General features: G+C 65.7%; 19 protein-coding genes. 14 read left to right on the top strand and 5 right to left on the bottom strand.

All coding sequences use genetic code 11. The features are described from left to right. The 3 genes from SMA01S_RS24905 to SMA01S_RS21850 form a co-directional block, all read left to right on the top strand. The coding region (locus tag SMA01S_RS24905; protein ID WP_066827307.1) for a hypothetical protein at window positions 1-398 on the top strand (398 nt) is incomplete at its 5' end. Between the two features lie 48 nt (window positions 399-446). Beyond that, complete coding sequence (locus SMA01S_RS21855; protein ID WP_066827301.1) at window positions 447-875, top strand: MerR family transcriptional regulator; 429 nt, start codon at window positions 447-449, stop codon at window positions 873-875. 2 nt (window positions 876-877) lie between these two features. Next, window positions 878-2,680 carry an acyl-CoA dehydrogenase C-terminal domain-containing protein gene (locus tag SMA01S_RS21850; protein ID WP_066827299.1) on the top strand — a complete coding sequence of 601 codons (1,803 nt, stop codon included), beginning with the start codon at window positions 878-880 and terminating at the stop codon, window positions 2,678-2,680. Window positions 2,681-2,699: 19 nt separating this feature from the next. Here SMA01S_RS21850 and SMA01S_RS21845 read toward each other — a convergent pair whose 3' ends face one another. The 5 genes from SMA01S_RS21845 to SMA01S_RS21825 all read right to left on the bottom strand — a co-directional run bounded on the left by SMA01S_RS21845 (window position 2,700) and on the right by SMA01S_RS21825 (window position 9,955). Then, complete coding sequence (locus SMA01S_RS21845) at window positions 2,700-4,097, bottom strand: hypothetical protein (RefSeq protein WP_157094091.1); 1,398 nt, start codon at window positions 4,095-4,097, stop codon at window positions 2,700-2,702. Window positions 4,098-4,374: 277 nt separating this feature from the next. Beyond that, window positions 4,375-5,874, bottom strand: a complete 1,500-nt coding sequence (locus tag SMA01S_RS21840) for an ArnT family glycosyltransferase (protein WP_169804290.1) — start codon at window positions 5,872-5,874, stop codon at window positions 4,375-4,377. Window positions 5,875-6,190: 316 nt separating this feature from the next. Then, complete coding sequence (locus SMA01S_RS21835; RefSeq protein ID WP_245649387.1) at window positions 6,191-7,597, bottom strand: cell wall hydrolase; 1,407 nt, start codon at window positions 7,595-7,597, stop codon at window positions 6,191-6,193. A 136-nt stretch (window positions 7,598-7,733) separates the two neighbouring features. Then, complete coding sequence (cysK, locus tag SMA01S_RS21830; protein WP_066827293.1) at window positions 7,734-8,654, bottom strand: cysteine synthase A; 921 nt, start codon at window positions 8,652-8,654, stop codon at window positions 7,734-7,736. Further along, the gene (locus tag SMA01S_RS21825; protein ID WP_066827291.1) at window positions 8,651-9,955 is read right to left on the bottom strand and encodes an MFS transporter; all 1,305 of its coding nucleotides are present in this window, start codon (window positions 9,953-9,955) and stop codon (window positions 8,651-8,653) included. Before SMA01S_RS21825 ends, cysK begins: the two co-directional genes overlap by 4 nt. Window positions 9,956-10,121: 166 nt before the next feature. On the opposite strand from SMA01S_RS21825, the gene pdhA reads away from it, so the two are divergent. The 11 genes from pdhA to trxA all read left to right on the top strand — a co-directional run bounded on the left by pdhA (window position 10,122) and on the right by trxA (window position 24,791). Beyond that, entirely contained in the window at window positions 10,122-11,168 is a 1,047-nt protein-coding gene (gene pdhA / locus SMA01S_RS21820) for a pyruvate dehydrogenase (acetyl-transferring) E1 component subunit alpha (protein ID WP_066827289.1), read from the top strand. 1 nt (window position 11,169) lies between these two features. Beyond that, entirely contained in the window at window positions 11,170-12,582 is a 1,413-nt protein-coding gene (locus tag SMA01S_RS21815) for a pyruvate dehydrogenase complex E1 component subunit beta (protein WP_066827287.1), read from the top strand. Between the two features lie 137 nt (window positions 12,583-12,719). After that, window positions 12,720-15,062, top strand: coding sequence for a sensor histidine kinase (locus tag SMA01S_RS21810; RefSeq protein ID WP_066827285.1), 2,343 nt, complete (start codon window positions 12,720-12,722; stop codon window positions 15,060-15,062). Window positions 15,063-15,111: 49 nt separating this feature from the next. Then, window positions 15,112-15,360 (top strand): type II toxin-antitoxin system CcdA family antitoxin, encoded by a 249-nt coding sequence (locus SMA01S_RS21805; RefSeq protein WP_066587183.1) that lies wholly within the window; start codon window positions 15,112-15,114, stop codon window positions 15,358-15,360. Next, on the top strand, window positions 15,360-15,656 hold the full coding sequence (locus SMA01S_RS21800) for a CcdB family protein (protein WP_066827284.1): 297 nt from the start codon (window positions 15,360-15,362) through the stop codon (window positions 15,654-15,656). Before SMA01S_RS21805 ends, SMA01S_RS21800 begins: the two co-directional genes overlap by 1 nt. Then, the gene (gene tsaE / locus SMA01S_RS21795; RefSeq protein ID WP_066827283.1) at window positions 15,656-16,096 is read left to right on the top strand and encodes a tRNA (adenosine(37)-N6)-threonylcarbamoyltransferase complex ATPase subunit type 1 TsaE; all 441 of its coding nucleotides are present in this window, start codon (window positions 15,656-15,658) and stop codon (window positions 16,094-16,096) included. Before SMA01S_RS21800 ends, tsaE begins: the two co-directional genes overlap by 1 nt. Then, on the top strand, window positions 16,093-17,064 hold the full coding sequence (locus SMA01S_RS21790) for an aminoglycoside phosphotransferase family protein (RefSeq protein WP_174543180.1): 972 nt from the start codon (window positions 16,093-16,095) through the stop codon (window positions 17,062-17,064). Before tsaE ends, SMA01S_RS21790 begins: the two co-directional genes overlap by 4 nt. Further along, window positions 17,061-17,834, top strand: coding sequence for a nucleotidyltransferase family protein (locus tag SMA01S_RS21785; protein ID WP_066827279.1), 774 nt, complete (start codon window positions 17,061-17,063; stop codon window positions 17,832-17,834). Before SMA01S_RS21790 ends, SMA01S_RS21785 begins: the two co-directional genes overlap by 4 nt. A 195-nt stretch (window positions 17,835-18,029) precedes the next feature. Beyond that, complete coding sequence (addB, locus tag SMA01S_RS21780; RefSeq protein WP_066827277.1) at window positions 18,030-21,005, top strand: double-strand break repair protein AddB; 2,976 nt, start codon at window positions 18,030-18,032, stop codon at window positions 21,003-21,005. Beyond that, entirely contained in the window at window positions 20,986-24,405 is a 3,420-nt protein-coding gene (gene addA / locus SMA01S_RS21775) for a double-strand break repair helicase AddA (RefSeq protein WP_066827276.1), read from the top strand. Before addB ends, addA begins: the two co-directional genes overlap by 20 nt. 62 nt (window positions 24,406-24,467) lie before the next feature. Further along, window positions 24,468-24,791 carry a thioredoxin gene (gene trxA / locus SMA01S_RS21770; protein WP_066827275.1) on the top strand — a complete coding sequence of 108 codons (324 nt, stop codon included), beginning with the start codon at window positions 24,468-24,470 and terminating at the stop codon, window positions 24,789-24,791. Window positions 24,792-24,846: the final 55 nt, after the last annotated feature.

The raw sequence follows: 24,846 nt of genomic DNA, 5'->3' as shown, positions 1-24,846 counted from the left end.
AGGCGGGGATCGTCGCCGATCCCGCCAATACCGACCCCACCGGGCTCTACACGCGCGACCGTGACCGCATCTGCGTGGTGCCGAGCGCGACCGCGTTCCGCATCGGCATCTATGTCGATTATGGCGATACTTATTATTGCAGCGGCCAGGGTGAAGCGACCCGCGCGGGCGAGACTCTGCATGTCGAACTCGCCAACGCCCCCGGCTGCAATTTCAACGCGAGATTCGAGGGCGACCGCATCCTTCTCCCCGGGCGGTTGCCCGATGCCTGCCAGAAAGCATGCTCCCCCCGCGCCTCGCTGACAGGGCTCAACGTCGAACGGATGAGCGATTCGCCATCCGAAGCGGGGGCCTTGCGCGACGGCAGAGGCAGAATGCTCTGCGCGCCCGGCAAATGACCGCACAACCCCCTTTGACGTTAACGTCAAGCAAGGGTAAAAAGGGCCATGCCCTGGGTTTCGTCCTATGCCCCGATCGAGCCGCTCCACGACCGGCACAGCTTCACCATTTCCGACCTGTCGGCTGAATTCGGCGTCACCGCTCGTGCGCTGCGTTTCTATGAGGATGAAGGGCTGATTTCGCCCGAACGGCGTGGGACGCAGCGCATCTATTCGCATCGCGATCGCGCGCGGCTTGCCTGGATTCTGCGCGGCAAGCGGGTCGGCTTTTCGCTGACCGAGATCCGCGAACTGATCGATTTATACGACATCGGCGACGGCCGCCGCACCCAGCGCGAGCGCACGATCGACCGCTGCAAGGATCGCGTCGAGCTGCTCCACCAGCAAAAGCGCGACATCGACGCCGCCATCGCCGAACTCAACGATTTCATCGCGCTGCTCGAGCAAGGTTCGCGCGCCGACCACCAGAAGGACTGATCATGCCGCAATACACGCCCCCGGTGCGCGATACGCGCTTCGTGCTCGACCACGTGCTCGGGATCGAGCGTTACGCCAACCTGCCTGGCTTCGAGAATGCGACGCCCGAAACGGTCGACGCGGTGCTCGAAGAGGGCGGACGGTTCGTCGCCGAGGTGCTGTTCCCGCTCAACCAGTCGGGCGACCTGGAGGGCTGTACGCGCCATGACGACGGCAGCGTGACGACGCCCAAGGGCTTCAAGGAAGCCTATCGGCAGTTCGTCGAATCAGGTTGGGGCACGCTCAGCGCACCGGCGGCGTTCGGCGGGCAGGAGATGCCGCACGTCGTCTCGACCGCCTTCCAGGAATTCATGATCTCCTCGAACATGGCGTTCGCCATGTATCCCGGTCTGACCCATGGCGCGATCGCTGCCCTCCTGACGAAGGGAAGCCCCGAGCAGCAGCAGAAATATCTGCCGAAGATGGTGTCGGGCGAGTGGGGCGCCACGATGAACCTGACCGAGCCGCAATGCGGTACCGACCTCGGGCTGATCCGGACCAAGGCGGAGCCGCAGGCCGACGGATCCTATGCGATCAGCGGGACCAAGATCTTCATTTCCGGTGGCGAGCACGATCTGACCGACAACATCATTCACCTGGTGCTGGCCAAGACGCCGGGTGCGCCCGACAGCTCGAAGGGCATTTCGTTGTTCGTGGTGCCCAAGATCATGGTCAACGACGATGGCTCGCTCGGTGAGCGCAACGCAGTCAGCTGCGGGTCGATCGAGCACAAGATGGGCATTCACGGCAATTCGACCTGCGTGATGAATTACGATGGCGCCAAGGGCTGGCTGGTCGGTGATGAGATGAAAGGCCTGGCCGCGATGTTCATCATGATGAATGCCGCGCGGCTGGGCGTGGGGCTGCAGGGCCTCGCGGTCGCCGAAACCGCCTATCAGAATGCCGTCCAATATGCGCACGACCGCCGCCAGGGCAGAGCGCTGACCGGCCCGGCCGAACCCAATGAGAAGGCGGACACGCTGTTCGTCCACCCCGATGTGCGGCGCATGCTGATGGACGCGAAGGCGCTGACCGAGGGGTTGCGCGCGCTTTGCTTGTGGGGAGCGCTGCAGGTCGATCTCGAACATGCCGCGGCGAGTGAGGAGGAAAGGCTGCTCGCCGCCGATCTGGTCGGGCTGCTGACTCCCGTGATCAAGGGTTATGGCACCGACAAGGGCTATGACATCGCGACCAACGCGCAGCAGGTCTATGGCGGGCACGGCTACATCCGCGAATGGGGCATGGAGCAATATGTTCGCGATGCCCGCATCTCGATGATCTACGAAGGTACCAACGGTATCCAGGCGATGGATCTGGTCGGTCGCAAGCTCGCCGCCAATGGCGGCCGCGCGGTGCAGACGCTGTTCAAGGTGGTCGGCGAGGAAGTCGCGGCGGCGAAAGCCGATCCGGCGACCGCCGATTTCGCCGCACGGCTGGAAAAGGCCAATGGCGAATTGCAGGCCGCGACGATGTGGTTCCTGCAGAACGGCATGACCAACCCCAACAATGTCGGCGCGGGTGCCCATAGCTACATGCATCTGATGGGCATCGTCGCGGTCGGGTTGATGTGGTTGCGGATGGCGGCCGCCGCGGCGAAGCTGAAGGCAGCGGGGGAGGGCGACGCCGCGTTCCTCGACGCCAAGCTGACCACCGCGCGCTATTATGCCGAGCGCATCATGCCCGATGCCGGTGCGCTGCGCCGCAAGATCGAGAGCGGGGCCGAGGCGCTGATGGCCTTGCCGCCGGAGATGTTCGCCGCGGCTTGAGCGGCCGCCCTGCGACAGGTCAGGCGGTTCGGTCCCATCGCAGCGTAAGCGCTGAATAGGGCGGAATCGTCGGCAGGGACGCGCTGCTCGGCGTGATCGGTTCGATCCGAGTATGCGCCTTGTCGTCGAGGGTTGGCGCCGACAGCAGGCGCCCGGAACTCGGCATGGTCGAGAGACCGAGCATGTCCGCGAGCCGGATCGAAACCGGCGTGCCGGACTTGTTGACGATCGCCAGCAGTCGGGTCCGGCCGCTTTCGGCCAGATAGGCGGTCGCATTCAGCGCTTCGGCGATCGGGCAAGCTTGTAGGCGAGTGCCGAGGAACGGCGCGAACGACGCCATGCCGTAATGCAGCGGGCGCAGGACCGGACCGGATGGGCCCGACGCGATCGGCGTATAGAGGCCTTCGCCGCCACCATGAAGGTTGATGCCGAGATAGCCCGCACTGGCGGTCCGCAGGGCGTAATCATATCCCCAGAGCGCGGACGCGAAGGCGTCGCTAACGCCCGCTTTGCCGCCGCCGAAACACGAATTGCCCTCGGTCATGCGGAACCGCATCCCTGTCCGCGTCGTGATCTGCTCAACCGCGGCCATCTCCTGGATCAGCTTCTCATTGCCGTTGGCGAGCAGTCTGCGCGCGTCCATCCGCGGATCCGATGCCGGACCCATGCCGTAATAATGGCCGCTGCAGAACAGCGCGTCGCCACGCGCACGCTCGGCGAACCGCGCCAGCCAATCGAGATTGATCGCCACGTCCGGGCCGGCAAAGGGTGCATTCGGAACCCGCGCACGGATCGCGCTGACAAAGGATCGATACTCGTCCCAATAAAGGTCGAAGGAATAATCCTTGCCGCGAAGGAGCGGGTTGCCGGCCCAGAAATCAGCCTCGTTCCCGAGCTGGAAGCACAATAGGCGCGGGCCGAGAATCCGATGGACATAGTCGGCTTCGTCGATGGCGCGGGCGACCGTCCCGGATCCGAAATTGAGGCCGTAAATGCACCGCCAACCGGTCGCGTCGAGAAAGCCGCGCAGCGACCGCAATGCCTCTGGCGTGATCGCGCCGGCGATGGGATGCGTCAGCGGCGGATCAAGCAGCTTCCATTCCCAATTGCGTTGCGTGGCGATCGCGCTTTCCTCTTTCACGCTGCCGAAATCGGCCCCGGGCCGCCGCCATCGGCTATACGCGCTGAGCGAGCCGCCAAAGCGCAACACGCCGTGTGGCGCGATCTCGCGAAAAGCCGCAATCAACGCCTGGTTGCGGGGGGAGAAGAACGCGGGGTTGTAGAGTTGCGGCGTCTCGTAGCTCAGGCCGAGGAAATCTTCCGGGACAGTTACGCCCTCGGTTCCGGGCGCGCCGATGGTGATCGTCGATTCCGGCTCCGCCCACGCCCGTGCAGGGAGCGCTAACATTCCGGTCATCGCGATAAAGGATCGCCGATCGAATTTCGTATGCAAAAGAGGTATCCGTATTTCGGTGGCGGGCGAGAGATGAGGCCATTGGCAGCACGATCCGCGCGACTTGTCCAGCGATCGCTGCCTTGCTTCTAAGCTCCTCTCCCGCTTGCGGGAGAGGTTGGGTGAGGGTCTTCTTCCTTCTTCTTCCGAGCACGTGTCGAAAGAGAAGGAAGAAGACCCTCACCCTCCCACCGCTTCGCGGCGGGCCCCTCCCTCTCCCGCAAGCGGGAGAGGGGAATAACTAGCGTATCCGTTGTTCGACAAGGATTCCGGTGCGGAAATGTGGGCGCACCAGCAACAGCAGCCATGGCGAGGGCCGGTCGAGATAGGCGATCTCTCGATAATCGGGATCGTGCGGGAACGGCGCCGACCCGTCGAACATGGCACTGCTGATCAGGCGGAAACGATAGTCGCCGACCGCCGGATCGGCCGTGGTCAACTTGCCTGCCATGCCCAGACGCGCCAGTGGATAGGATGCCCGGCCGACGACGTGGTCCTCCGCGCTATATTGTCCGGGATGCGCGGCCATATAGGGCACGACCAGCTTCGCTTGCCAGCTTTGGTCGGGCGCAACGGCAATGGTTATACTACTACCCAGCAGGACCAGGCCGAGCAATATGGATGCACGCCGCCGCAGCCTGGGGATCACCAGCGTGGCGTCGAGATAGAGCGCGAAGCCGATCGTCGCGGCGGCTACGACGAACAGATAATAGCGCGGCTGTGGTCGCAGCGTGAACACCCAGGTGATGGTCACATAGCTGGCGATCGCGAACAGCAGCAGCAACAGGGTCGATATCCTGGGCCGCGGAAACGCGCGATCGCGGAAGAATGGCAGCGCGCTGAGCGCCCACCCCAGGATGACAAAGCCGAACGCGGGATCGATCAGGAAATCACCCAGCGGATTGATCGCCCAATGCAGACGCGTCGGCCCCGCCGGAATCCACCGGCTGGCCAGATCGGGGTTGAGGAACGGGCTGCCGGCATAGGTTTTGCCGACCATGTGATCGCTGGCGATGAGAACGTGATGCTTGTCGACGTGCAGGCGATAGAGCGGGTCCCCCGTCATCGCCCATAGCCAGGCATTGTCGACCAACAGCGGCAACGCGAAGCCGAGGCCGAGCAAGAGGTAGGCGCGCCGCGACATTGCGGGGTCGCGTAGGAAAGCCCAGCCATAGAAGAGCAGCACGAACGCCGCCGTCTCTCGCGTCAGCACCGCGCAGCCGAGCATCAGCCCCGAGAGGAGTGACCAACCAAGCGTGGCGCCGCCGGTCGAGCGGCGGGCATTGAGAAATGCCCAGATCGAGGTGGCGCTGAACGCAAGTTCGACCATTTCGGGAAAACAACTGGTGCCCATTGCGTGGATCACGGGCGACAGGATCACCAGCACCAGCCAGATCGCAGCTGCACGGGGCCCGGCCAGCCGCAGCATCGTTGCCACCGTCACGCCGACGAACAACGCGTAGAACAATCGCGGTACCAGCAGCAGCGAGTCGATTGACGGGCCGAACAGGTGGAAGATGCCGGTGATCGACAGGATCAACGGGTGGCGCAGAGCCCAATGCGACATGCCGATTTGTGGGCCGTGCGCATACCAGCCAAGCGCTATGTCGAGATATTGCTGATCGTCGCTCGGTCCGCCGGCGAACCCCGCCGGGTGAACGAACAACGACAATTGGGCGAGAACGACGGATAGAGCGATGAACAGAGCGGCATAGCTTCGATCGGCCTGTACGTGCCGCACGCGCAACGATTCTATGTTCGACGTTAGATCATGCATTCCTCAAGGGCCCTAACATAAGCAACTCGCGCCCGCGGCGATGCCTGTTCCATCGCCGCGTCGTTCATGACGCCCCAAAAGGAATGACGTTGCGGATCGCGTCCAACATCATTCTAGGGATGAAATGACTGGGAGGCGCTCGATGTTCCGGGCGGGCGCGCGCCTTAGCTCGATGGGAAAACGTCAGGCCCCAACGGCTCGGGTGTTTTTTGGGCTGCGCTCGTGGATAGCGATCCCGATGCGCAGCGGCGGTCGGGCAGCGCTCTCGCGCGGATAGGGGTTAAGGTCGCTCGGGCAGCGAGGCGGTCGGACGCGGTGCCGGGGTCGCCGCCGCTTTGGGCGCGGGAACAGCGTCGGCCGGCTTGCGGCGCAGCCCATTCAGCCCATCGGGCAAGGTCGCCGCGGTCGGTTTCACCGAGAAGGTCATGGTGGGCGGCGCCGCGCCCGGCTTGCCCGGGGGCGTGCCGGTGACCGGCGGCGGGGTGAGGGGGCGTGTGCCCGGCGGCGGCGTAGTCGTCGTCTGCGGCAAGCCCAGCACCTGGAGCTTCATGCATTCGCCCTTGGACGCACGCTTGAATTGCGCGCAGTTCCACAATGCCTTTTCATAGCCATGGGCCTTGTCGCGCAGATAGCTGAACGACATCGTCGCGATCTGCGCCTGGCCGAGCGGCAGATTGGCCGGGGTGTGCGCCTTGTCGGTCCAGGCCATCAGCTTGCAATAATCGCGCGCGCCGCATGCCTTGGTTGCGACCGCGGGAAAGGAGTCCGCACCGGCGCGGGCATCGAGCGTGACGAGGAAGCTGTTGGGATCGATCGACAGAGGCGAGCCGGCCGCATCTCCGGCAGTCGGCGCGCCGTTGATCTCGGCTGGATTGACGTTGGCGACGTCGACCTCGCCGATATGCGCGCTCGACAGGCCGCCCAAGGCGGCGATGTTCGGCTCGGATCCCGAAACCGTCTTGAGGAAGGCGGCGGGCGTTCCCCACCAACCGGTCCAGCGGAAGAACAGGTGGGTCTTGACCGCGGCGATCTTGTCGAGGCTCGCGCTCCAATAAGGCACCACCCAATCGGTGTGGTAATGCGTCGCATAGCCGACCTTGGCGTAGACCGAGCCGTTCAATGCTGCGATCGCCACCTCACGCGCCCGCTTCCAGGCTGCCGGACTGGGCCGCCAGCGGGTCAGCGCGCCGTCGCACGAAAAACTGAACTGACAGCCGGTGCTGCGGTCCGATCCCTGAAACACCACCCCGCACACCGACTTCGGGAAGGCTGGATGGCGCACGCGGTTGAGCACAACCTGCGCCACGGCTCGCTCACCCTCGGTATCGTCGCCCGCTTCGTAGAGTTGGGCGACTGCCAGACAGTCGATCGCGCGCAGCCGCGCGTCGGTCGAGCCGGAAAAGACGAAGGGACGGGCGGCGGGATTGGGCAAAGGCGAGAAGGGGACGTTGGCGTTGAACGCCTTGGCGTCGTCAGGGTCGACCGACTGGAACTGAACCGGCTCGACCGGCGGCAATTCGGTGGGGGGGACGACTCGCTGCGGCTGGACCGTCACACCCTTGGGAACCGGACGCACGTGCGGCATCATCGTGACGATCGCGACAGGAACCGCGACCAGCAGGATCGCCACCACGCCCAGGATCAGGCGCAGCGCGAGCGAGGGGGAACGGGTCGGCGAGTCGATCAAATTTCTACCTGTGGAGGGGGCGCGCACGCGCCAGCGCAAAGCCGCGCGGGCGCAGGCCCTTAGCGCAAAGCGTCCGCTGCCAAAACCCCGAAGGCCGGTTTTGTTCCCGAAACGGGTCTTTCCTGCGCCGGGCTGCTCAGCTCTCGGGCAGGAAGTCGGGCACAGACAGATAGCGTTCGCCGGTGTCGTAATTGAACCCGAGCACGCGGGTGACTGCGGGAAGATCGGGGAGTTTCTGCAGGATCGCGGCGAGCGTCGCGCCCGAACTGATCCCGACCAACATGCCTTCCTCCCGCGCGGCGCGGCGTGCCATGTCCTTGGCGATGCCGGCATCGACCTTGATCACGCCGTCGAGGACCTGGGTGTGGAGATTGGCGGGGATGAAGCCCGCGCCGATCCCCTGGATTGGATGCGGACCCGGCTGGCCGCCCGAAATGACCGGCGAGGCATCGGGCTCGACGGCATAGACTTTGAGGTTCGGCCAGCTCTTCTTCAGTCTCTCGGCGACGCCGGTAATGTGTCCGCCGGTGCCGACCCCGGTGATCAGCACATCGATCGGCGAATCGGCGAAATCGCGGAGGATTTCCTCAGCAGTCGTCTGAACATGCACGTCGATATTGGCAGGATTTTCGAACTGCTGCGGCATCCACGAATTGGGCGTCTGCTCGATCAGTTCGAGCGCGCGCTCGATCGAGCCCTTCATGCCCTTCTCGCGCGGCGTGAGGTCGAAGGTTGCGCCATAAGCGAGCATCAGACGGCGCCGCTCGATCGACATCGATTCGGGCATCACCAGGATGATCTTGTAGCCCTTGACCGCCGCGACCATCGCCAGCCCGACGCCGGTATTGCCGCTGGTCGGTTCGATGATCGTGCCGCCTGGCTTGAGCTTGCCGTCGCGCTCGGCCGACTCGACCATGGCGAGCGCGATTCGGTCCTTGATCGAGCCCCCGGGGTTCGAGCGCTCGGACTTGATCCACACCTCGCTCCCGGGAAACAGCCGCTGGACGCGGATGTGCGGGGTGTTGCCGATCGTTTCCAGGATGGTGTTGGCCTTCATGGCGTGATGACTCCATGTTCGGGGGACGCTTCGAGGATTTCGGGCGGGTCGAACGACTTTGCAAGCCTGAGTTCGGGGAACAGCCGCGACCAGAGGATCGTAATGACGATACAACCGATCCCGCCGAACACAACCGCGCCGACCGGCCCCAAAAGCGAGCCGAGCAGCCCGCTTTCGGCCTCACCCAGTTCGTTCGAGGCGGAGATGGTGAGCTGCGACACCGCGCTGACCCGCCCGCGCATCTCGTCGGGTGTATGGAGCTGGATCAGCGACGACCGGACATAGACCGAGACCATGTCGGCGCAGCCGGCGACGATCAGGCCGGCCAAAGCGAGGTAGAAAGCGTGGCTCGGCAGGATCAGATGCGCGGTGCCGAAAGTCAGGATGCCGAGTCCGAAGACCACAACCGCGATCAGCATCTTGAGCCCGACATTGGTCTTCATGGGACGGAAGGAGAAGAATAACGCCGTGGAGGTTGCGCCGATTCCCATGCCCGCGGCGAGCAGGCCGAGACCCTGGCTCCCGACGTGCAGGATGTCGCGCGCGAATACCGGCAGCAATGCCGTCGCGCCCGCGAGCAGCACCGCGAACAGGTCGAGCGTGATCGAGGCCAAGACGAGCCGGTTACGTCGAACGTAGCGAAAGCCCTCGACGATGCGATGAAGCGGGCGATGATCGGCTTGCGCCTGCGGTTGGGGCACCTTGCCGATCAGGAAAATCATCCCGAGTGCGATGAGGAAGAGCGCGGTCGACGTGCCGTAGGCGGCATCGGGATGGATCGCGTAGAGGAAGCCGCCGAGGCTGGGACCGATGATCACGCCGACCTGCCAGGCGATCGAGCTGACCGCGATCGCGGTCGGCAGCACCTCGCGCGGGACGAGATTGGGGGCGAGCGCTGAATAGGCCGGACCCGCAAAGGCGCGCGCCAAGCCGATCATCACGGCGGCGAGGAACAGCATCGGCAAGCTCAGCGCGTGAAGCCAGGTCAGCGTGCCGAGCATCACCGTCGTCGCGACGAGCAGCGCAGTGGTGCACCGGACGATCCAGCGGCGGTCGAACGTGTCGGCGACCAGTCCGACGATCGGCGTCAGCAGGAATAGCGGCACGAACTGCGCCACCCCGATCATGCCGAGCAGGAAGGTCGCTTCCTTGATGCTGAGGTGATGAACGTCTCGCGCGATGCTATAGACCTGCCAGCCGATGATGATCGACATGGCCGAAAGCGCGACGGTCCCGGCGAAACGCGACAGCCAATAGGCGCGAAAATTGGCGATATGAAAGGGATGGTCGGCGGGGAACATCTGGCTCGCCTTAAGCGGAGCGCCTCGTATTCCGCAACCGTGGTGTTGCTTGTTGGTTATGAAGTTATCGTGCGGATCGACAATAGCGCAGCGCACGATTGAAACCTGTCGCATACCCGGCCTATAGGCCGCGCTTTCTCCCCTACGGAAACGAGGTTTCCCCATCGTGGCAAAAGCCCCTGCACGCGCGAAAAGCGAACCCCCCAAGGTCAATCGCGAGCGCCCCGACGAGCCCGAACTCTATAAGGCGTCGAAGGAGGAACTGCTCGAACTCTACAAACAGATGCTGCTGATCCGCCGCTTCGAGGAGAAAGCGGGCCAGCTCTACGGGCTCGGTTTCATCGGCGGCTTCTGCCATCTCTATATCGGGCAGGAAGCAGTTGCGGTTGGCCTGCAGTCGGCGCTCGACGGCGAGAAGGACAGCGTGATCACCGGCTATCGCGATCACGGCCACATGCTCGCTTACGGCATCGACCCCAAGGTGATCATGGCCGAGCTCACCGGTCGCGCCGCCGGCATCTCGAAGGGCAAGGGCGGCTCGATGCACATGTTCTCGACCGAGAAGAAGTTCTACGGCGGGCACGGCATCGTCGGCGCGCAGGTGTCGCTGGGCACCGGGCTCGCCTTCAAGCACAAATATTCGAACGATGGCGGCGTCTGCCTCGCTTATTTCGGCGATGGCGCGGCCAATCAGGGCCAGGTCTACGAATCGTTCAACATGGCCGAGCTGTGGAAGCTCCCGATCATCTATGTGATCGAGAACAACCAATATGCGATGGGCACCAGCGTCAATCGCGCCTCGTCCGAGGACCAGCTTTATCGCCGCGGCGAAAGCTTCCGCATCCCGGGCATCCAGGTCGACGGCATGGACGTACTGGCGTGCCGCGGGGCGGCGGAAGAGGCGCTTGCCTGGGTCCGCGCCGGCAAGGGGCCGCTGATCCTCGAGATGAAGACCTATCGCTATCGTGGCCACTCGATGTCCGACCCGGCCAAATATCGCAGCCGTGAGGAGGTCCAGGCGGTTCGCGACAAATCCGATCCGATCGAGCATGCCAAGCAATTGCTCGAGAAGCTGGGCGTGAAGGAAGACGAGCTGAAAGCGGCGGAAGCCGCGATCAGGAAGCAGGTGAACGAGGCGGCGGACTTCGCCGAGCAGACGCCGGAGCCCGAACCGGGCGAGCTTTATACCGACGTGCTGGTGGAGTCGTACTGAGATGGCGATCGAGATCAAGATGCCGGCACTGTCGCCGACGATGGAAGAAGGCACGCTCGCCAAGTGGCTCGTCAAGGAAGGCGACACGGTCAAATCCGGCGACATCATGGCCGAGATCGAAACCGACAAGGCGACGATGGAGTTCGAGGCGGTCGACGAAGGCACGATCGCGCAGATCCTGGTCGCCGAGGGCACCGACAATGTGAAGGTCGGTACGGTCATCGCGACCCTGGCGGTCGAAGGTGAGGAAGTGTCGAAGGCACCGACCCCCGCGGCGGCTGAAGACAAGGCAGTCGAGCCAGAGAAGCAGGAACAAGCCGCCGAGAGCGGCACGCCGGAGCCGCATCTGGTCGAAACCGGTGCGCGCCAGATGTTCGAGGCTGCCAAGCACGATGCCGAAGTTGCCGATCCCGAGGTTCCCGCCGGCACCGCGATGGTCAAACTGACGCTGCGCGAGGCGCTGCGGGACGCGATGGCCGAGGAAATGCGCAAGGACGAGCGCGTCTTCGTGATGGGCGAGGAAGTCGCGCAGTATCAGGGCGCGTATAAGGTCACCCAGGGCCTGCTCGACGAATTCGGCGAGACGCGGGTGATCGACACGCCGATCACCGAATATGGTTTCGCCGGCGTCGGCACCGGCGCGGCGATGGGCGGCCTGCGCCCGATCGTCGAGTTCATGACGTTCAATTTCGCGATGCAGGCGATCGACCACATCATCAATTCGGCGGCCAAGACCAATTACATGTCGGGTGGCCAGATGCGCTGCCCGATCGTGTTCCGCGGTCCCAATGGCGCTGCCAGCCGGGTTGGCGCGCAGCACTCGCAGAATTATGGCCCCTGGTATGCCAGCGTCCCCGGCCTGATCGTGATCGCGCCGTACGATGCGGCAGACGCCAAGGGTCTGCTCAAGGCGGCGATCCGCAGCGAAGATCCGGTCGTTTTCCTCGAGAACGAGCTGCTCTACGGCCGAACCTTCGAGGTGCCGCAGGTCGATGACTGGGTCCTGCCGATCGGCAAGGCGCGGATCATGCGCGAGGGCAAGGATGTCACGATCGTCAGTTACTCGATCGGCGTCGGTATCAGCCTGGAAGCCGCCGACGAGCTCGCCAAGGAAGGTATCGAGGCCGAAGTGGTCGACCTGCGCACCTTGCGTCCGCTCGATCGCCAGACCGTGCTCAAGAGTTTGGCCAAGACCAACCGCATCGTGGTTGTCGAGGAAGGCTGGCCGACCTGCTCGATCGCGTCCGAAGTGGCGGCGTTCGTCATGGAGGAGGGGTTCGACGACCTCGACGCGCCGGTGCTGCGCGTGACCGACGAAGACGTGCCGCTGCCTTATGCCGCGAACCTGGAAAAGCTCGCGCTGATTTCGGCCGCCAAGGTCGTCGAGACGGTCAAGAAGGTCTGTTATCGCTGATATTGCTGTGATCGGCCCGATCCCGTTCGGGTCCCGCTTGTCGAATGCCTGCACTTCTCTCTACGAAGATGCAGGCGCTCGACGGGTGAAGCGCGAACGGGATTAGTCGAACTGGTGATGATCGGGGGCCGTTTCTGATGGTGTCGACGACGACCCTCGGCCTTGTCGGGGCGGCGCTCGCTCTGGCGATCGTCGCGACGTGCTGGATTCTGTACGCCGGATTGCGCGCCCGCGCGGCCGCCGCGGCGACGCTGGCAGGCAACGACAAGCTGAACGCGCTGTTGGCGTCCGCCCCGGCACTGGCGATGGTGGTGCGAGCCGATGGCCGGCTTGAATTGCCCGATCGGTTGGCCGACTGGCTGGGACTGGTGCCGGCGCCCAAATATCTTGCTGAACTGGTCTCGCCAGGCGCGGGCTTGACGAGCGAGGACGCTGTACTGTTCGGCGACGCTGTTACCGCGGCACAAAAGGCCGGTGAGCCATTCACGCTGACGATCCGCCCCCAGGGCTCGACGCGCATGCTTGCGGTGCGTGGTCAGCGCGCGCCGCGCGAAGTGGGGTCGCCCGGCGGCGTGGTCGTGTGGTTCTTCGACGCCACCGAAAGCCAGGCGCAGATCGGGCAGCTGCGTGACGAGGCCGCTGACCTTGGCCAGGCGTTCGCGGCGTTGCGCGGCCTGATCGAGGCCGCGCCGCTGCCGATGTGGTATCGCGGGCCCGACATGCGGCTGGCGATGGTCAATTCGGCCTATGTCCGCGCGGTCGAAGCGAGCGATGCCAAGGATGTCGTGGCGCGCCAAGTCGAATTGATCGAGGGATCGGGGATCGGTGGCCCGCTGGCCAGCGCCCTCGTCGCGCGCGATACCGATCGCCCCAACGTCCAGTCGATGCCGGCGACGATCGGCGGCGCGCGGCGCATGCTCCGTATCCACGACGTGCCGCTGCCGGCACCGCCAGGGGGCGTCGCCGGGTTCGCCATCGATATCGAGGATCTCGAACAAGCGCGGGGCGGGCTGAAGCGGTTCTCCGACGCGCAGCGCGCGATGCTCGATCGACTGTCGGCGGGCGTCGCGCAATTCGCCGCTGACCGTAGCCTCGCTTTCTGCAATCAGTCGTTCCAGCGCATGTTCGCGATGCGCAGCGAATGGCTCGCCGATCGCCCCGAATTCGACCGTGTGCTCGAACGGATGCGCGAGGCGAATCGCCTCCCCGAGGTGCGCGATTTCCCCGGCTGGAAAGCGGAGCGCCGCGACTGGTTCCTGGCGGCGACCGGCGCGATCGAGGAAACCTGGACCCTGCCGGGCGGCGTGCACCTGCGTTTGGTGGGCAATCCGCTGCCCGACGGCGGCCTGCTACTGATCTTCGAGGACCGCACCGAGCAGGTCCAGCTTGCCAGTGCGCGCGATACCCTGCTCCGCGTCCGCACCGCCACCTTCGACAATCTGTTCGAGGCGCTGGGCGTGTTCGCGGGCGATGGCCGCTTGCAGATCTGGAACAACAAATTCCGCCAGCTGTGGGAATTCGATGAGGAGTTCCTGACCAGCCATCCCCGGATCGACGCGCTGGTCGAAAAGGGGGCGGCGCGGCTCGCGCAACCGAGCCGAGCCAGCGTCATCGCCGAGATCGTGCGCTCGGCGGCGGTCGGCCGGCAACAGCGCGGCGGCCGGGTGGCGTTCGCCGACGGGCGCCATTTCGAATTCGCCGGCGTGCCGCTGCCCGACGGCAACGCGCTGTTCACGATGCTCGACATCTCCGACAGCCGGCACATCGAACAGGCGCTGCGCGACCGCAATGAGGCGCTGGAAGCGGCCGATCAGGTCAAGACCGCGTTCGTCGCCAACATGAGCTACGAATTGCGCACCCCGCTGACGTCGATCCAGGGCTTCGCCGAAATGCTGGGCGAGGGCTATGCCGGCAAGCTTACCAAACAAGCCGACGGCTATGTCGACGCCATCCTCGAATCGGTCGCGCGGCTGGCGGCGCTGGTCGACGACGTGCTCGATCTGACCGAGGCCGATCAGAACAGAATCGAGCGCCTCAGCGTCGATCTGGAAACCACAGCCTACAACGCCGCGGAGACGATCGCGCCGATCGCCAAGCGCAAGAAAGTCGATTTCGCGATCGAGGTCGCGCCGTCTACCGGCATGGTGAAAGGCGACGCCAAGAAGTTGCGCCAGATGATCGAGCATTTGCTGCGCCATGCCGTCGGCGGGATCGGGGAGGGCGGACGCGTGCTGCTCCATACCGATGGCGATGTCCGGACGGCACGGATCGTCGTGTCGGACGATGGACCGGGGATGACGCCCGACGCGATCGAGCATGCGTTCGATCGCTTCGGTGGGCACCAGGCACGCGACGACGACCGCGCGCTGGGGCTCGGCCTGCCGATCGCGCGGCAATTCGCCGAGGCGCATGGCGGGACGATCCAGTTGCTGTCCGAGCCCGGTGAGGGAACGCTGCTGATCGTCGAGCTGCCGCGATAGCTTGCGTTACAAATTTGATGCGCATAACTTATGCGCATAGGAGGTTGTGATGGCCCGAGTCCGCGAAGATCGTTCCGCATTCCGGCGTCCAACCAACGTGTCACTCGACGCCGAACTGGTGGAGGAAGCACGCGCGCTCGATATCAACATTTCGCGCGCCTGCGAGGAAGGGCTCGACCGTGTGGTGCGCGAAGAACGTCGCAGGCGTTGGATCGAAGAGAATCGTGACGCCATGGAAGCCTATAACGAATTTGTACGCGAACATGGGCTTCCGCTGGCCAAATACCGCATGTTCTGATGGCAAGGTTCGACGTCTACAAACGAGCGGGTGAGCCGCTGTTGCTAGACTGCCAGACGGATTGGTTGGACTATGTCGAAACGCGATTGGTCGTGCCGCTGGTGCCGCCCGACGCGATCAGGCGACGGATCGACAGACTGAACCCGATATTCCAGATCGCCGATGAAGAAATGATCATGATGACACCGCTCATGACAGCCGTATCCGTCAGCGAGCTTGGACGCCGCGTGGCAAATCTGAGCGAGCAGCAGGACGCGATCATGAACGCGATCGACATGCTGCTGAGCGGCTTTTGATGATCCTGCCGGACGCAGCGGCGACCGAATCATTCGGTGCACGCTTGGCGGCGGTCGTCCGACCCGGTGATGTTATTACGCTATCCGGCCCTCTTGGTGCCGGCAAGACGAGTATAGCTCGCGGCTTGCTCGGCGCCTTGGGACTCGAAGAGGAAGCGCCGTCGCCGACCTTCGCGATCGTCCAGCCGTACGCGCCGCCCGAGACGCGGCTGCCGGTGATGCATGTCGACCTCTACCGCATCGAGCATGTCGAGGAACTCGACGAACTCGGGCTCGACGAAGCGCGCGAGGACTCGGTTCTGCTGATTGAATGGCCGGAGCGCGCGCCCGACCGATGGCCCGACGCCTTGGCATTGACCTTGGACTTCGCACCCGATGGCGGACGCCGCTTGACAGCAACCGTGCCCACGGCATGGGAGGGGCGATGGCCCTTGACATGAATCCACCGGCGGGGACCGCCGATTTCCTCGCCAAACTGGGCTGGGGAGAGGGCGATGTGCTGCCGCTCGCCGGCGACGCCTCGTTTCGCCGCTATTTCCGCGTTGCCGATCACGGCCGCAGCGCGATCCTGATGGATGCGCCACCGCCGCATGAGGATCCGCGTCCGTTCATCGAGGTCGCCCAATGGCTGGTCGCGCGGGGATTCCCCGCTCCGGTGATTTTCGGCACCGACCTGGAACAAGGGTTGGTGCTGATCGAGGATTTCGGCGACGCCCGGATGCGCGAGACGGTCGATGCGGCGCCCGAAAGCCTGTTGCGGATGTACGAGGCAGCGGTGGACATCCTGATCCGCTTGCGCGGCGAACCCGCCGGCCCGTGGCGCCCCTATGACCGCAAGGAACTGCAGCGCGAAGCCGATTTGCTTACCGAATGGTATTGCCCGGCGATCGGCTTGACGGTCGATACCGACGGTTACGCCAAAGCATGGGGTGAGGTGTTCGACCATGCGCTGGCGGCCGAGCCGGTGACCGTGCTGCGCGATTATCATGCCGAGAACCTGATGTTGATCGGCGGCACCGAGGCGCTTGGCCTGCTCGATTTCCAGGACGCCTTGGCCGGGCATCCGGCCTATGACCTGGTCTCGCTGCTGCAGGACGCGCGGCGTGATGTCGAGCCCGAGATCGAAGCGGCGATGCTCGCCCGCTACCGTCGTGTGACCGGTGCCGGCGACGATTTCGACGCCGCTTATCATGTGCTCGGCGCGCAGCGGAACGCCAAGATCGTCGGCATCTTCACCCGCCTGTGGCGGCGCGACGGCAAGCCACGCTACCCGGCGATGTGCCCGCGCGTATGGCGCTATCTCAACCGCGATCTCGCCCATCCAGCACTGGCGCCGGTCAAAAAGTGGTTCGACGCCAATATCCCGGCCGACCAGCGCGGCGACCCGATGGAGATCGCCCGCGCATGACCGCGAAACGCACCCCGAAACGTACGCTGTCGCTGCGGCCGGATCCGGGCGGGACAGTTCCCGAAACCGCGATGGTGATGGCGGCCGGCATCGGCAAACGCATGCGTCCGCTGACCGCTACGCGGCCCAAACCCCTGATCCAGGTCGCCGGGCAGACCCTGCTCGATCACGTGTTCGACCGCCTGCGCGCAGCGGGCATCAAGCGCGCGGTGGTCAACGTCCATTATCTCGCCGACGCGCTCGAAGCGCACCTCAAGAACCGGGTGAAGGGCGTCGATATCGTCGTCTCCGACGAACGCGACCAGTTGATGGAAACCGGCGGCGGGATCGTGAAGGCGCGCGACCTGATCGGCGACAAGCCGTTCGTCGTCGCCAATGCCGACAATCTATGGGTCGATGGACCGGCTGACACGATCAAGCTGCTCGCGTCACGCTGGGACGACGACCTGATGGACGCGCTGTTGCTGGTGGTACCGCTGGCGCGCGCGCACAACCATGGCGGGTTGGGCGATTTTCACCTCGACGCCAATGGCCGTATCACCGGGCGCCGCAAGCCGGGCAGGGTGGCGCCGTTCGTCTATACCGGCGTCCAGATTCTGTCACCGCGCGTGATCCAAGATTGGCCGGAGGGGCCGTTCTCGACCAACCTGTTCTGGAACCGCGCGATCGAAGCCGGGCGCGCTTATGGTTTCGTCCATCAGGGATTGTGGTTCGACGTCGGCACGCCGCCGGCCATCGCCAAGACCGAGGCGCTTCTGATCGATGCTTAGGGAGCGGGCTTATCGCCCACGCTCGTGCCGTCATGCCGGGCTTGTCCCGGCATCCAAGGTGCACAAACGGCTGACTTCCGGAGAGGCGCGTTGGACCCCGGCACAAGGCCGGGGTGACGGTTGAATGCTCAGGCACAGACGCGCCTATTTCAATGTCGGGTTGGCGTTGCTCGCTGTGGTAGTTGATTGGCGGTCATGAGTTCGACCTCTCAACGCGGCCTCGCGCTTTACACGATTCCGGCGCAGCGAGCCTTTGCCGATGCGCTCGTCGCCGGGCTGATGAAGCGGTTTGGCGGCGATCCGATGCGAGTCGCGCGCGGGCTGATTCTCCTGCCCAATAATCGCGGTCGTCGCGCGGTGCAGGACGCCTTCGTCCGTGCGAGCGGCGGTGGGCTGTTGCTGCCCCGGCTGGTGACGATCGGCGATCCCGCGCTCGACGAGGCGGCCGGCGCGATGCTCGATCCGGCCGACGACCTGGAGCCGTTGCCACCGCCGGTCGATCCACTGGCGCGACGGATGATCCTGGCTAGGCTGGTCAGCGAGGAGCGCGCGCGCCGGGGCGAACCGATAGCCGCCGACGAAGCCGTGCGACTGGCCGGAGCGCTGGCGCGGACGCTCGACCAGTTGCTGGTCGAGGAAGTCGCGGCGACGAAACTCGTCGAGCTCGACGTTGCGCGCGAATTGACCAGCCATTGGGAGCGCGCGCTCGACCTGTTCCGTATCGTGAGCGACCGCTGGCCGGCGGAGTTGGCGCGGCTGGGCGCGATGGATGCGGCGACGCGGCGTGCGATCATGCTGCGCCGATTGGCCGCGCGGTGGAAAGAGACGCCGCCCACCGGCTTCGTCTGTGCCGCTGGCATCACCGATCCGGCGCCGGCCGTGGCGACTTTGTTGCGGCGTGTCGCAGAGCTCGACGAGGGATTGGTCGTCTTCCAGGATCTCGCCACCGCGATGCCGGTGGAGGAATGGGACGCGCTCGGGCCGCATGAGCCGGATGCCAGCGGGTTCAAGGCGCGGTCGATCGAAACCCATCCGCAATTCCAGTTGAAGCTGCTGCTCGAGCGGATGAGCGCGGGGCGTGGCGAAGTGAGCGTCTGGCGCGAAGGCAGCGATCACGATGCCTCCGTCGCGCGCGGCAAGGCGATTGCCAACGCCTTCGCGCCCGCCGACTTCACCGGCAAATGGACCGACCTGGAGGCCCCGGACCGGCGACTGACCGGGATACGCGCGGTCGAGCTGGCGACCCCGGCTGACGAGGCGCAGGCGATCGCGTTGGCGTTGCGTGGCGCCCTGGAAGTCGAGGGGCGTACCGCTGCCCTGGTCACGCCCGACCGGACGCTGGCGGAGCGCGTCGCGGCGCATTGCGCGCGCTGGGGGATCGATGTCGACGATACCGCAGGCCGCCCGCTCGCGACGCGTGCGCCGGGGACGTTGCTGACGATGCTGGCCGAGGCCGCGGCGCAGGACTTTGCGCCGCTGGCGTTGCTGGCACTGCTCAAGCACCCCCTCGTCCAGAGCGGCGAGCCGCGGACTTTGTGGCTCGACGGCGTGCGCGCTCTCGACCGTGCGTTGCGCGGGCCGCGTCCCGCACCAGGGCTGGCGGGAGTCGATGCGCATTTGCTCGACGGCGACGAGCGCGAGGCGCCGATCCGCGCGGCGGCGCGCCAGGTCTGGCCGGAAATGCGCGGGCTGCTCGAACCCTTGGCGCGCTGTTTCGGCGATGGCGACCAACCGTTGGCGGCGATGATCGCGACCTTGCGCGAGACGGCCGAGGCCCTGTGCGGTTTCGCGGTCTGGGCGGGGCCGGCGGGCCGCGCGGCGGCCGAATTGCTCGCCGATCTCGAGTTGCGCGCGGCGGATGGACCGGCATTGGTCGATCCAGCCAGCGTCGCGCCGCTGCTGCGGACCTTGATGGAGGAAGTTGCGATCCGTCCGCCGCAGGGCGGCCATCCCCGCCTGGCGATCTACGGCCTGATCGAGGCGCGATTACAGACCGCGGACCTGACGATCCTGGGCAGTTTGAATGAGGGAACGTGGCCGGCGATCGCCGCGCCGGATCCGTGGCTGGCGCCGCGCATCCGCGCCGAATTGGGGTTGCCGGGGCTCGATCGCGGGATCGGCGTCGCGGCGCACGATTTCGCCAACGCGCTAGGCGCGCCGGAAGTACTGATCACACGCGCGCGCAGGGACGGGCGGTCGCCGACGTTGGCGTCGCGCTTCTGGCTGCGGCTCGAAGCTCTCGCGGGGGATCGCTTCGTCCGCGACCCCGATCTCGCGACGTGGGCGGCGTCAATCGACAATCCCGGCGTGCACGAGCCGGCTTCGCGGCCCGAGCCGGCGCCCGCCGTTGAAGACCGGCCGCGCCAGATCTCGGTGACCGAGGTCGATCGGCTCAAGGCCGACCCGTACGCCTTTTACGCACGCCGCATGCTGCGGCTGGGTGCGATCGATCCGGTAGATGCCGAACCAAGCCCCGCCTGGCGCGGCAATCAGGTCCATGCGATCCTGGAAACCTGGTTTCGCGAAGACGGCGCCAATCCGGAGACCTTGCGCCCGCGCGCCGAGGCCTTGCTGGGCGACGTGCGGACGCATCCGATGATCCGCGCCTTGTGGGGGCCGCGACTGATCGAAGCGGTCGACTGGATCGCGCGCGAAGTCTCGGATCGTGCGGGCGAGCGGTCTATCCTGGCGGTCGAGGGCAAAGGAACGCTGCAGCTCGCGGGCGTCGAATTGTCGGGGCGATTCGACCGCATCGACCGGCTCAACGATGGCGGACTGGTGGTGGTCGATTACAAGACCGGGCAACCGCCCTCGACCGCGGCAGTGCGCGCGGGGTTCAGCTTGCAGCTCGGCTTGCTAGGGATGATCGCCGAAGCGGGCAAGTTCGCCGGGGTGGCGGGTAAGGCCGAAGCGTTCGAATATTGGTCGCTCGCTCGCAATCGCTCCGGCGGATTCGGCTTTGTCGATTCGCCATGTGATCCGAAGAAGAAGGACCCGATCCCGGGCGACGAATTCGTCGCCGAGGCGCGGCGCAATTTCACCGAGGCGGCCGAGGCGTGGCTGACCGGCGCGGCGCCGTTCACCGCCAAGTTGAAACCCGAATTCGCGCCGTTCGGCGATTACGACCAGCTGATGCGCCGCGACGAATGGTATGGCCGTGAGCAGCGCTGACGCGATCCTCCCGCGGCTCGTCGACGAGCAGGCGCGCGCGAGCGATCCCTCGTCGCACGTCTGGCTGGCTGCCTCCGCCGGGACGGGCAAGACCCAGGTGCTGGCGGCACGGGTCTACCGCCTGTTGCTCGGCGGGACCGATCCCGGCGCGATCCTGTGCCTGACCTTCACCAAGGCGGGTGCGGCGGAAATGGCGGGGCGGATCAACCAGCGGCTGGCGCGCTGGGTGCGCGCGTCCGAAGCCGACATCCGGGCAGATCTCGCCTCGCTGGGCGAGCGCGCCACCCCGGCGCTGATCGCGCGGGCACGGACCCTGTTCGCCAAAGTGCTCGACGCGCCGGGCGGCGGGCTACGCATCCAGACCATCCACGGCTTCTGCCAGTCGCTGCTCGCTGCCTTCCCGGTCGAGGCGGGGCTGACGCCGGGATTCCGGCCGCTGGAGGCCCGCGAGGAATCGGCGCTGGCGCGCGAGACGCTGGCGCAATTGCTGGTCGATGCCGAGCGCGAAGGACGCGACGGCGCGGTGCGCGCGGTTGGCGCCCTGAGCTTGAGGCTGGGTGAAGAGGGCGCGGAGGCTTTCCTGCGTGCCTGCGCCCGAGCGCCGGCGGCGATGGCGGCGCTGCCGATGGGCGAGGGCGTCGGTCCCTATGTCCGGCGCGCGCTGATCGGGGTGGACGATGTCGAGGCGGCGATTACCGATGGCTGCGCCCAGCTGGACGACGACCTGCTCGAGCATTTGCGCGACCTCAATCAGGCTTGGGGCACCAAGAATGGACTTGCGCGTGCCGACATCATTGCCACCTGGCTGACGAAGAATGCGGAACAGCGGGCTGCGACGCTCGACGAACTGCACGGCGTCTGGGCACGGCAGGACGGTGAGTTGCGCTCGTTCGCCAAGGGACAGGCGCCGCAGGACGAGGATTACGCGGCGATCGCGGCCGATTTCCACGAGCAGGTCTCGCGCCTGATCCAGATGCGCCATCTGGCGGATTATGCCGATCTGCTGGCTGCCGGGCTCGCGGTCGGGCGCGACTATGCCTTCGCTTACCGTGCCGCCAAGCGCCGGATCGGCGCGGTCGATTTCGACGATCTGATCGACGCCGCGGTCGCGTTGTTGCGCCAGGACGGGATGGGCGACTGGGTTCGCTTCAAGCTCGACCAGGCGACCGATCATGTCCTGATTGACGAGGCGCAGGACACCAATTTGCGGCAATGGGAAATCGTCGACGCAATCGCGAGCGACTTCTTTTCCGGCTTCGGCTCGCGCGGCGATAAGCGTCGGACGCTCTTTACCGTCGGCGACTATAAACAGGCGATCTTCGGCTTCCAGGGCACCGATCCGCTCAATTTCCGCTGGGCCGAACGCCACTTTCGCGACCTCGCCGAGGTGAAGAGCGATATCAGCGAAATCGAACCGACGCCGTTCGAGCAACTCGCACTGACCTCTTCCTTCCGCTCGACCCAACCGATCCTCGATTTCATCGACGCCGCGATCGGCGTGCTCCCGGGCGGCGGGCTGGGAGTCGACGACAACCAACGGCATTCGAGCAAGGTAGAGGGGCCGGGGCAGGTCAATCTGTGGGCGCCCACCTTGGCTGGCGAGGAAGATGAAGGCGAGGAGGGCTGGGTCGCCGACGCGGTGCGTGCGCATGCGACGCGGATCGCCGCGCAGGTCAAGGCGTGGCTCGACCCCAACGACCCGCTGATCCTGGAGAGCAAGGGACGGCCGCTCCGTCCGGAAGACGTGATGATCCTCGTCAAGCGACGCGGCGAACTCGCGTCGTTGATCGTCGCTCGGCTCTATGCGGAGGGCGTGCCGGTCGCGGGCGTCGACCGTTTGCGATTGACCGCGCCGCTGGCGGTGCAGGACCTGCTCGCCGCGATCCGGTTCGTGCTTCAGCCGCAGGACGATCTCGCACTCGCCAGCTTGTTGGTGTCGCCGCTGATCGGCTGGAGCCAGGAAGACCTGATGCACGCGGCGATGAAGCGGCGCGGTGGGCTTTGGGCACACCTCCAGGCGACCCAGCCGGCCGAGCGGATCGCACCGCTCGCCGCGATGCTGCGGCGCGCGGATTTCACCACGCCCTACGTCTTTCTCGAGGAAATGCTGACGGGACCGCTCGACGGACGGCGAAACCTGATCCGGCGGTTGGGGCAGGAAGCGCGCGATCCGATCGACGAATTGCTCAATGCAGCACTCGAGTTCGAGCGCGTCGCGATCCCGTCGTTGCAGCGCTTCCTCGACTGGTTCGACCGTGGCGATGTCGAGATCGTTCGCGATCCGTCGCAGCCGCTCGACGCGGTTCGCGTAATGACCGCGCATGGCGCCAAGGGGCTGCAGGCGCCGCTGGTCATCCTGGCCGACGCCACCGCCGATCCGGAGGCGCGGCCGCGATCGACGCTCGATTGGCAGGCAGACCAGCACGTCAAGCTGCCGGTGTTCCGCCCACGCAAGGAACAACGGTCCGGGGTATTGGCCGAGGCGATCACGACCGCGGACGCGCGCGAACTCGCCGAGCATTGGCGTTTGTTCTACGTCGCCGCGACGCGCGCCGAGGAAAGATTGGAGATAGCGGGGTCGCTGGGAGCGCGCTCGAAAGGCGTGCCCTCCGAGAATAGTTGGTATGCGGCAGCGGAAGCGGCGCTTGCCGCGCTGGGCACGGCGGAACGCGAAGAGGGGCCACGCCGGTCGTTCGCCGGACACGATCCGCAACCACCGGTGCGGCCGCGGCCTTCACGCACCGCGGAGACGCGCACGAGCGCTTTGCCCGATTGGGCATTCCAGCCTGCCCCGGTCGAGGCGCGGCCGCCACGACCGCTCGCGCCGTCGTCGGTGGGCGAGGACGATGTATCCGATCCGCCACCATCGGCTGCGATGCGGACAGCCGCCGAACGCGGTCGGTTGATCCACGCCCTGTTCGAGCGACTGCCTGCCTTGGCGCGCGATCGTCGCGCGGCGGCCGCCGATCGCTGGCTGTCGACGGTGGGTCAGGTCGCCGACGCGGCCATGCGAAGCGAGTTGATCGCGACGGTGCTGGCGGTGCTCGATGACCCCGCGCACGGTGATCTGTTCGGCGCCAATTCGCTTGGCGAGGCGCCCATCTCGGCGGTCGTGCCTGGCGGGTACGTGATTGCGGGAACCGTCGACCGCCTGCTGGTCGAGCCCGACCGCGTCCGCGTGATCGATTTCAAGACCGGGCGACGCGTGCCGCTGGGGCTCGACGAAGTGCCGGTGTTCCACCTGCGCCAGATGGCGGCCTATGCCGAGGCGTTGCGGGTGATCTTCCCCGGCCGGCGCATCGAGGCGGCGTTGCTCTACACCGCGGCGCCGCGCCTCTTCGATCTGTCCGACGTGCTGACTGTCCACAAGCCGGGCTTTGTCGGCATGGAGCAAAGCTAGGGCCAGACCCGTTGAGCAACCGCCACGCCGCGCCTACATTCGGGGTTAAAGGAGATTCTCTCATGGCAACCAAGCATATCAGTGACGACAGCTTCCAGGCGGACGTACTCGATTCCGACAAGCCGGTGCTGGTCGATTTCTGGGCCGAGTGGTGCGGGCCGTGCAAGATGATCGGGCCGAGCCTCGAGGAAATCTCGGAAGAGCTGGGCGAACAGGTCACGATCGCCAAGCTCAACATCGACGACCATCCCGATGCGCCGGCGCGTTATGGCGTACGCGGCATCCCGACCATGATCCTGTTCAAGGGCGGCAGCCCGGCCGCGACCAAGATCGGCGCCGAGCCCAAGGGCCGGATCAAGGCGTGGCTTGAGGGTGAACTCGCCTGATTTCAGAAGTGGTTCGAACAAGGGGCTGCATCCTTAGGGATGCGGCCCTTTTTTT

This window comes from Sphingomonas mali NBRC 15500, from assembly GCF_001598415.1.
GTDB lineage: Bacteria > Pseudomonadota > Alphaproteobacteria > Sphingomonadales > Sphingomonadaceae > Sphingomonas > Sphingomonas mali.
The sequence above is the reverse complement of the archived record's forward strand: the minus strand, read 5'-3'. Positions and strand labels throughout refer to the sequence as shown.

Bases quoted from the DNA above. Each gene is read 5' to 3' on its own strand.
- SMA01S_RS21815 (WP_066827287.1), top strand. From the start codon at position 11,170: ATGGCGATCGAGATCAAGATGCCGGCACTGTCGCCGACGATGGAAGAA.
- trxA (WP_066827275.1), top strand. From the start codon at position 24,468: ATGGCAACCAAGCATATCAGTGACGACAGCTTCCAGGCGGACGTACTC.
- SMA01S_RS21845 (WP_157094091.1), bottom strand. From the start codon at position 4,097: ATGACCGGAATGTTAGCGCTCCCTGCACGGGCGTGGGCGGAGCCGGAA.
- cysK (WP_066827293.1), bottom strand. From the start codon at position 8,654: ATGAAGGCCAACACCATCCTGGAAACGATCGGCAACACCCCGCACATC.
- SMA01S_RS21785 (WP_066827279.1), top strand. From the start codon at position 17,061: ATGACCGCGAAACGCACCCCGAAACGTACGCTGTCGCTGCGGCCGGAT.
- SMA01S_RS21805 (WP_066587183.1), top strand. From the start codon at position 15,112: ATGGCCCGAGTCCGCGAAGATCGTTCCGCATTCCGGCGTCCAACCAAC.
- SMA01S_RS21825 (WP_066827291.1), bottom strand. From the start codon at position 9,955: ATGTTCCCCGCCGACCATCCCTTTCATATCGCCAATTTTCGCGCCTAT.
- SMA01S_RS21790 (WP_174543180.1), top strand. From the start codon at position 16,093: ATGAATCCACCGGCGGGGACCGCCGATTTCCTCGCCAAACTGGGCTGG.
- SMA01S_RS21850 (WP_066827299.1), top strand. From the start codon at position 878: ATGCCGCAATACACGCCCCCGGTGCGCGATACGCGCTTCGTGCTCGAC.
- tsaE (WP_066827283.1), top strand. From the start codon at position 15,656: ATGATCCTGCCGGACGCAGCGGCGACCGAATCATTCGGTGCACGCTTG.
- SMA01S_RS21855 (WP_066827301.1), top strand. From the start codon at position 447: ATGCCCTGGGTTTCGTCCTATGCCCCGATCGAGCCGCTCCACGACCGG.
- SMA01S_RS21810 (WP_066827285.1), top strand. From the start codon at position 12,720: ATGGTGTCGACGACGACCCTCGGCCTTGTCGGGGCGGCGCTCGCTCTG.
- SMA01S_RS21800 (WP_066827284.1), top strand. From the start codon at position 15,360: ATGGCAAGGTTCGACGTCTACAAACGAGCGGGTGAGCCGCTGTTGCTA.
- addA (WP_066827276.1), top strand. From the start codon at position 20,986: ATGGCCGTGAGCAGCGCTGACGCGATCCTCCCGCGGCTCGTCGACGAG.
- addB (WP_066827277.1), top strand. From the start codon at position 18,030: ATGAGTTCGACCTCTCAACGCGGCCTCGCGCTTTACACGATTCCGGCG.